The following is a 7,944-nucleotide window of genomic DNA, read 5'->3' as shown; positions in this document are numbered from 1 at the left end:
AAAAAGAAGAGTTTAAGGAAATTTTGGCAATTTTAAGAAGGCAGAACCCTGATAGGATAAGGGTTCTGTGAAATTTGTCGTGTACAGAGTTTAAAACCACAGCTTGAACAGTTTCGAACCCCTGATTTTGGAATAAGATAATGTTTACACTGAGGACAAGAGTAAATTAACAAACAAGAATGTATTGGACATGCGTGTATTGGTTTTAGGGTCCATAATTTTCTAAAATAAGCTTTTTCAGAAAGGCAGATAGGACAGTAACGTAAATATTCAAGTTCTATTAACTCATAAGGAACTTCGATTGCTCCAATAATTATTGGAGATCTATAGGTCGGCTGCGATCTTTCAAAGGCTAGAAATTTATAAGAACTATCAAGATTCAATGCTTTTAAGACTAAGATGAAGCGGGTCATATCAGTGATATGGTAATTTAAAGAATGACGTATGATAGATTTGTATTTTTCTTTTCCTATTAAATTGAAAATTGAACTATGTGCATTGAGTTCAGCCGTTCTTAACAAGAAGCTCATTGGTGATTCGTCTTCATAGGGCTTAGCTTGCATTAAAAGAGAATTTTGCATAATTCTGCCTATTTCATTAATGAAATGATTTGCGAATAGTTCATTTCGAATGGATTTTTATTTTGTTTACTGATGTATGACGTTATGCCTAACTTCCAGGCATAGCTGAAATCACTGGGATTAATGATTTGCCTGTTCTCATTTAAAGCATGCGCGATACTTTCCCTAATAAGGCTCATTACGTATGAGTGAAAACCTTTCGTAGCTAATTGAATTTGCATGCCAATAAGTTGACTATCTAGCGCAGGAAGGAAAGTAATATTTTGCTTATTGAGTATTCTTGCAACTTCAGCAAGAAACAAAAATATACTCCCGCTATTATTTAAAGAATCAACGGTTAATGGGTTTAGTTGATAGATAAATGGGAATCTGCGTGCAATTTGGCTATCAACTTGGAGTAGGGGTACAAACTCAGGTAAACCTACTAAACAAAAGCTAATACCGGTTCTGTTTACTAGGGTTTTAAGCCAATTTCCTGTAGTCCGATTCATTCTCGTAGACGTGGGTTTACGTTCAAATAGATGGTGGAATTCATCTAAAAATATAAGCTTGGTTTCGCATTGTGCGAGTAAATAAATAAGCCTGCTAGTTAAGTATTCAGTAGTACCATACCCATTTTCATAAGTAGGATCTCCAAGCTCTTTGAGCATCGTTATTGCTAATGATTTAACTGTGGCAGGCGATGGGACTTCCACATAACATACTGGGATGATGTTTTTTATATGATCCTGCTCAATTTTTTCTGTAGGAGGCATCAGACTCAAAATCGTTTTACAGAGGGTGGTTTTCCCGAGTCCTCCTTCAGAAAGAAGCATGCTTCCAACAGGCTCTCTAAATGAAATACTTCTTTTGACACAATCTTGTATGCCGGTGAATGCGGTCATAAATTCATTGGAAGTAATAACAATATTGTTAATAGATCGAATTTTTTCAAAATGATTCTCAAATTTTTCCATGTTTAACTACCTCCAATGAGCCAAATTGATTAATTGGTGTGGGTTCATTTATTGTGGAAACAGGCTGTTCAGCAATATCCTCTTCTTTTGAAAGTAGTTGTTCTTCGACCCTTTCTAGCTGTTTGGGAAGTTCGAGAGTAAGGGGTTTTAATCTTGGCTTTCTTCTCACAAGATTGCTTTGAATCTCATGCATAAGTTTATATAGATAGTACAAGTCGGACATTGCTCCGATCTTTTGCTTGTCTGATCGAGATTGTGCCTTTTTTATCTTTTGAACTTCTAAGTGAGTTACACGTGTCAATCCAAATGTATAGTCTTGATTAGTAGAGTCTGCTTGAATGATTATGTTTTTATTAGTGGGATCAATGATAAAAACTTCATTTAGATTTAAATCATCTATAAGCACAGTCACTTTTTTTATACCTTGTGCCTGTAGTGTTGTGAGTGCGTGTGAGAAATAGCTGATTCCATCTATACGGACTTGACCATGATTAATATTTCGTTCAATAGGTTTGCGGCATAAAATCTCTGCATCCGTTTCAGTAAGAAAACTAGGCTTAATATCTTCGATAGCATCTTGCCACATGACACATGGAGAGCGACCAGTAGAACTATGAATAGATCGGTGATAGACCTCATTAATCCATGTATTAATATATTTTTTGAGTTGTTCTATCGTGAGCTGAGCGAGTTTAGTTGAATTATAACTGCCTCTCTCTATTGAGTCTGAAAAGGTTGTCCCTGGCAGTTTCTGAAGAATTCCGTGGGTGAGGGTGTTAAAGAAACGTTCTATATGTGGCTTGTTATTTGGCGTACCTACCTGAGATGGTGTTAACGTGATTTTAAGCTGATCGCATACCCTCGCCAATGAATTGTTTTTAAACTCCACACCATTATCGGGAATAATGATACTTGGAATTCCTCCAGGTAAACCAAGAGTGGGCCGAGTTACCATCTCTTTAATAACAGCTAATGTCGTTGCTGCGCTTGGTGGATACATATTGATATATGTACCGACAATCGCTCTAGAGTAAACATCAATAGCACAAGCTAGAAATGGTCGTCCAAGAGCAACATTTGTCTTAGGATCAATCACAATAATATCTAGATAATGAGTGTCAATTTCGACCATATAAAGTGCAAATGGGCTGATAATATTTTGACCAGCTGCTTGAAATGCTTTTTTTGCAATTCGACTCCCTTGTTTTATTTTCAAAGTGAGATAGGGGTCTAGTTTTTTAATATGTTTTTGAATACTTCTAAGACTCGGCAAGTTGTCAAGAGATATCCCTTGCTCCATGAATCTTCCGAGCATATAAGCTTGGACATCTTTACTGGTTCTATATTCTGGTTTGAGGTAAACATCATTAATAGCTTGATTAAGAATTTGATATACCTCCGGAGGAAAGCGTAGAGAACAATTTCCTTTATATTCATTTTTTAAGCAGAGTTTATTTTGGGAATAACTTCTATATTTGAATATCCATCTAGCAACTGTTCGGGGTGAAGGGGGGGTACGATCTTTAATCTCAATTGCTATTTTTTGGATCAATAATGAGAGCTGTTTTATGCATGTAGGATGTTTAAGTTTTTGAAGAGCAGAGATGATATAGCGTTCTTTGCGGTGAATTTCAGTACTATATTTAGGGTTAAGGATAAGTTTTTCAGGTGCAAATACACATAAAATCTCACCAGCTTTGTACTGATTTTCAAAGTCATTCAATCCTATTGAAAAAGCCTTACCACCAGCGATAGCTGCATAACGTATAGTGGTGTGAGTAATAGACCCTATTTCGAATATGTAATTAGGATGCTCTTGAAAGTAAAAGCGATAACCGGGCTGAGGATTAAATAGAGCCTTTTTCATATTAAAAGACTCCTTTAGGATCATTAAGTTTTCCTTTGGAAATCTTAATTTTCTTGTGAAAGAATAGATAATCACCTAACTCTTGCTTCAAACCGATTGATTCGAGCTTTCTATAGACTTGTTTAGGATCATCGTATTGAGTTTCTTGCAAGTGATTTAAGGCGTAATCGATTTCTAAATGATTCCAGTTAAATCGATGTCCTCTTTGATACCAGTAAAGTAGCTGAGAAACCTCTGATTCACTTGGTAAATCTGTGTGCTCTATTAGCTTAAAAGTGATATTAATTGAGTGGAGTAAAACAGAAAGTATTGCAAAGCGGTTTAAATCTTCTGTTGATAATGAGGCTATGGATGGTTTGACTTCGTGAACTTCATAACTACCTTCTTTGGTTTGTATTAAAAAATCTGGGTAACAATACTGTTTATCGGTAATTAAAATTTTTAAAGCTTGTGAGCGATAATTTGTGATGTTGGGATCTTGTTCTAAACGTATCGCATGAGCTAGTTCAAGACGGCTTTCTAGTGGTATAGCACCACAACACTTTTGACTAGGAAATAGGGAAGTTCGACGGCCAAAAGAGCCTTGATAAATCTTACGTTGACCGTGGATAGTGGAAGCTATATTAGCCGTGGTTTCAAAAGCCTCTTTGATCTGTTGAAGAATATTCTGTTGGATTTCTCTTTTTGAACATAGAGTCTTATAAGACATATTTGTATCTCCCAGCATTCTCTCATTCTTAATAAAGAAATGAGAATAAGAGGATTCAACGCTATTCAAATTGAATAACGGCTACTTGACTGGTGACTTTATACGGAAGATACTATGATTTCTGACGTCTCTGTATCTTTATATAGAGTCATCAACGGATCCTTTAAGGGTCCGTTTTTATTTGAGTTATTACTTTGTCACATTTCTCCCATCTTTGATTTTTGAAATCAATTCATATTAGAGTCTTTGGTTCTTTTCTAAAGTTGAATTACGTTGATTGGCTAGCCATATTGCTACATCTTTGACTAGAGCATATTTACCACGACGATTTTCAACAGAAAAGACTGGTATAGGAACAGTCTTTCGAGTTAAAGCTTGTCTAAATGCTTCAGTTGATTTGTAGCCTAAAGCTATTCTTAAAGCATCATCCATGATAAGTGGACCATAACGATCAAAAAGGTCTCGCTCAATCATTTCTGCATCGACAAGAATATTATTTTGCATTTTGGTTTGTCCTAACCTGTCACAACAAAATCATATACCGTATTAAATAAGTAGTGTAGAAAGTAAAAATGGCTTCAAAGATTACTCTAATATGATTTTGTAATTATTTGATTATTAACAATAATCCATAATTTTTTATGGTTGCGTCAAGGTCCACGCAACATGCAAAAAGCTAAAATAAAACGAAGAGATCATATCGATGCTGTACGAGTAGCACTGTGGTATTCGTACATCAGAGAAAATTTGTCAAAAAATTCGGATTACCAGATAGAAAGGATTATTGAACCAGAAGCCTTTGGTAAAAATGAGTATGGTGATGCCTATCATAATAATAAATGGAGAGGCTACCGAGTTGGTAAACATACTCCAAATCAAAAGCTTATTGATGCTGCTGAAAGACATGTATTCGGAAGTTGTAAAGTTATTAATAATATTCTTTGGCAAGCTATTCGTGGAAACAAAGAGATAGATTGGCTTATTAAACATGGAATTAGCCAACTTCCATGGGATGTTCAGAAAGTTCTTTATAAACCAAATAAATATGATACCAGTCTTGAATTAGTACCAGATTTATCAAGAAGAGAACTAATAAGGTTAGAAAGGTTAGCAGGACTTGATGCTTTGGCTGCGCAGGTAATTTTTTTAAAATTGGCTGCTAATAGAGACGGGAATACTTTTGCAATAAGCCAGTCTATTTATAGAACGTTACTTATCATTTGTACTGAAATTCCATTCTTTTATTATCGTGAACATCTTATCTCATTGGTTAATTTCTACGTTTTTTCTTCAGTTAGCTCTACAAAGGAAATATTTGGTGAAAATTTTGAGGATAGTTTCTCGAATAATGTCAAAATTTTGCTAGATCTATTGTTAGCAATGGAAGATAAGATAATAGTGGGTATTACAAGGAAGGAAAGAGTAAGAGCATTATCAGATTTATTGCATAAAACACGAGTTTTAAGTCTCTTGGACGGAGGGTATTTTCTGACATTAGATGCCCTATGGGATGCTTCGAATGCAAATTATCATTGAAATTTACATTCGAGATTTTTGATAAGGATAATGGGGGAGAAGATGTGAGAAGAATTATATAGTAGTGATTAGTTAAACCTTCTACATTTCTAGACGCTTAGATAATTTTTCTTCAGCATACATCTGTTTGAGAGCTAAATTTTCCTGTTCTAACTTATTGAGTCGAGTAAAAATCTGTTCATCGATATCTAAATAACTAGCTTTCCAACGGTAGAAAGTAGCAACACTTATTTTATACTCTTGGCAAAGTTGTTCGACAGTTGCACCTGCTAAATTCTTTTTAACAATACTGTTGATTTGAGCTACTGAAAATTTTTGCTTCACATCGAATTCCTAAACTACCATTTAAAAAAATTTCCATTTCTAAACGAAAAATTTCTGTAAACAGATAGGGTTAAGTTTAAATATCCTATTTTGGGATATTTTTAATTGTAACTGATATTGAGCCATGCGCTCAATACACGATCCTAGGTATCAAGACCTAATTAAGAAACTTATAGAACTGCGTGAGTCTAAAAATGTGACTCAGGTGGAGCTTGCCCAATGTTTGGGGAAGCCTCAGTCTTATGTATCTAAAGTTGAAATTCTAGAAAGGCGGTTAGATGTGATTGAGTTAATGGATTGGTTAAAAGCTATAGATAAAGATTTAATAAAATTTCTAAATGAGATTAAAGATAAAAATTAACTTAAAATTTTTATTTCTTTCATGGAAAATAGTTTTTTTAAATTAATAAGTTAATTTTTGATTAGTATATAATTAATACAATTTTTATTATATCTAATAAAGTATGAATTTTGATCAAGAATTATTTTGTTTACCCCATGGTGAACCACCTTTACCTCCAATTGATACCTTAGAACAAACATTGCCATTTGATAAATTAGAATGGGAAAATTTTGAAAAATTAATTGCTAGGATAGTAAGTCAAGAGTTTACTATTACAGATACTTATCTTTATGGAGTAAGGGGCCAAGACCAAAGTGGCTTAGATATTTTAGCAAGTATAAAGACAACAGAAAAAAAAGCATGTTTCCAATGTAAAAGAGTAAAAACTTTTAATGCTTTAGATATCAAAACTGCTGTAAATAAATTTTTAATAGGTAAATGGGCTCCACAAACACAAATATTTGTTTTATGTATAACGATCCCAATGAACCACACCCAACAAGTTGATGAAATTGAAAATCAAAAAAAAATTCTAAGACAGAAAGGCATAGATTTCATAGTATGGGATGCTACTGAAACAGGTCAATTATCACTAAAATTAAAAAACTTACCAGAGATAGTTGATGATTTTTTTGGTAGAGAATGGGTTAAACGATTTAATGGATTAGAAAAAGCTGAATTACTCGGAGATAGGGCGAATGGGTATGAGATAAATAATTTACGCAACCGTTTGTTTAAGTTTTACTCAACTTTATTTGCTAGACATGATCCTGGATTAAATAGTACACATACAAATCGATTTATCGACTTAAGAGAAAGATATATTCCTTCTGATATTAGTGAGTATATTCAAGGAAGCTATATAAATCTCCCTAAAGAAACTGATTCTCCTATAGAGGATGACTATATTTACTCAAATGAGGAAAATGAATATAAAAATAGTAATATTGGTTATGAAAATATATCACCTATATTAGAGTGGATTCTAGGTCATGAAAATGGCATTATTATTGGTGAACCTGGTTTAGGTAAAAGTGCTTTTTTAAGATATTTAACTTTAACAATTTTAGAACCTATTACTGATAATCAAAAACTCAATAACAATTTTTTTAACACTTGTGTTCCAATATGGATCTCGTTTTCTGGATTTACATCTGCAATAGAAAAAAAAGAGATTCTTAATATAGATGATTATTTAAAAGATTGGTTACATCAGTTTGGTTACAATGATATTTATCCATTATTTAAAAAAGCTATAAACACTGGTAATTTACTAATACTTTTAGATGGTCTTGATGAGTCTGGAAATGAATATTTAGGGCAGCAAGCAATAGACCGTGTTATAACTTTTTTAGAATCTCATGATGCTAGAATTATTTGTACAAGCAGACCACAAGGATATAAACAATATTCATTACCTGCTAATTGGAAAGTAGGTACTCTTCAATATTTAGATGAAAATAAAATTTCAAAGTTGGCGAGCACTTGGTTTCGTCATATTGAATTTTATCAATATGGGGAGGGTGAAGAGTTTGAATTGCAGCTCAATGCTAGATCGAGTCTTTTTTTAAATGTAGTTAAATCTAGGGCGTGTCCTCATTTGAAGAATTGGTTTTAAATACTTAAAA

The 7,944-nt window shown here is 33.5% G+C and carries 8 protein-coding genes and 1 pseudogene; 3 read left to right on the top strand and 6 right to left on the bottom strand.

The window, feature by feature from the left end; all coding sequences use genetic code 11:
• Positions 1-179 precede the first annotated feature (179 nt).
• The 5 genes and pseudogenes from HADU_RS15335 to HADU_RS10365 all read right to left on the bottom strand — a co-directional run.
• Positions 180-563 (bottom strand): annotated as a pseudogene (locus HADU_RS15335) (TniQ family protein); the annotation flags it as partial.
• Positions 564-589: 26 nt separating this feature from the next.
• Positions 590-1,537, bottom strand: coding sequence for a TniB family NTP-binding protein (locus tag HADU_RS10380; RefSeq protein ID WP_008305969.1), 948 nt, complete (start codon positions 1,535-1,537; stop codon positions 590-592).
• Positions 1,524-3,404, bottom strand: coding sequence for a Mu transposase C-terminal domain-containing protein (locus HADU_RS10375; protein WP_034592732.1), 1,881 nt, complete (start codon positions 3,402-3,404; stop codon positions 1,524-1,526). The genes HADU_RS10380 and HADU_RS10375 overlap by 14 nt, the downstream gene beginning before the upstream one ends.
• Position 3,405: 1 nt before the next feature.
• Positions 3,406-4,113: a hypothetical protein gene (locus tag HADU_RS10370; RefSeq protein ID WP_008305965.1), complete on the bottom strand. Its 708-nt coding sequence runs from the start codon at positions 4,111-4,113 to the stop codon at positions 3,406-3,408.
• A 237-nt stretch (positions 4,114-4,350) separates the two neighbouring features.
• A complete protein-coding gene (locus HADU_RS10365) occupies positions 4,351-4,617 on the bottom strand; it encodes a hypothetical protein (protein WP_008305963.1) in 267 nt (88 codons plus the stop codon).
• Between the two features lie 162 nt (positions 4,618-4,779).
• On the opposite strand from HADU_RS10365, the gene HADU_RS10360 reads away from it, so the two are divergent.
• Positions 4,780-5,649, top strand: coding sequence for a hypothetical protein (locus HADU_RS10360; RefSeq protein WP_008305961.1), 870 nt, complete (start codon positions 4,780-4,782; stop codon positions 5,647-5,649).
• 81 nt (positions 5,650-5,730) lie between these two features.
• Here the strand turns inward: HADU_RS10360 and HADU_RS10355 are convergent, their stop codons facing one another.
• Complete coding sequence (locus tag HADU_RS10355; RefSeq protein WP_008305959.1) at positions 5,731-5,973, bottom strand: transposase; 243 nt, start codon at positions 5,971-5,973, stop codon at positions 5,731-5,733.
• A gap of 124 nt (positions 5,974-6,097) precedes the next feature.
• Between HADU_RS10355 and HADU_RS10350 the strand changes: the two genes are divergently transcribed.
• Together HADU_RS10350 and HADU_RS10345 are read left to right on the top strand one after the other, a co-directional pair.
• Complete coding sequence (locus tag HADU_RS10350) at positions 6,098-6,334, top strand: helix-turn-helix domain-containing protein (protein ID WP_008305957.1); 237 nt, start codon at positions 6,098-6,100, stop codon at positions 6,332-6,334.
• A gap of 103 nt (positions 6,335-6,437) precedes the next feature.
• Positions 6,438-7,934, top strand: a complete 1,497-nt coding sequence (locus HADU_RS10345) for an NACHT domain-containing protein (protein ID WP_008305955.1) — start codon at positions 6,438-6,440, stop codon at positions 7,932-7,934.
• Positions 7,935-7,944 lie beyond the last annotated feature (10 nt).

The organism is Acinetobacter sp. HA (assembly GCF_000264725.1).
In the GTDB taxonomy this organism is placed as follows: Bacteria; Pseudomonadota; Gammaproteobacteria; order Pseudomonadales; family Moraxellaceae; genus Acinetobacter; species Acinetobacter schindleri.
The sequence above is the reverse complement of the archived record's forward strand: the minus strand, read 5'-3'. Positions and strand labels throughout refer to the sequence as shown.

Excerpts from the sequence above, each read along its gene's own strand:
- HADU_RS10380 (WP_008305969.1), bottom strand. The coding sequence starts at position 1,537 with ATGGAAAAATTTGAGAATCATTTTGAAAAAATTCGATCTATTAACAAT.
- HADU_RS10375 (WP_034592732.1), bottom strand. The coding sequence starts at position 3,404 with ATGAAAAAGGCTCTATTTAATCCTCAGCCCGGTTATCGCTTTTACTTT.
- HADU_RS10370 (WP_008305965.1), bottom strand. The coding sequence starts at position 4,113 with ATGTCTTATAAGACTCTATGTTCAAAAAGAGAAATCCAACAGAATATT.
- HADU_RS10365 (WP_008305963.1), bottom strand. The coding sequence starts at position 4,617 with ATGCAAAATAATATTCTTGTCGATGCAGAAATGATTGAGCGAGACCTT.
- HADU_RS10360 (WP_008305961.1), top strand. The coding sequence starts at position 4,780 with ATGCAAAAAGCTAAAATAAAACGAAGAGATCATATCGATGCTGTACGA.
- HADU_RS10350 (WP_008305957.1), top strand. The coding sequence starts at position 6,098 with ATGCGCTCAATACACGATCCTAGGTATCAAGACCTAATTAAGAAACTT.
- HADU_RS10345 (WP_008305955.1), top strand. The coding sequence starts at position 6,438 with ATGAATTTTGATCAAGAATTATTTTGTTTACCCCATGGTGAACCACCT.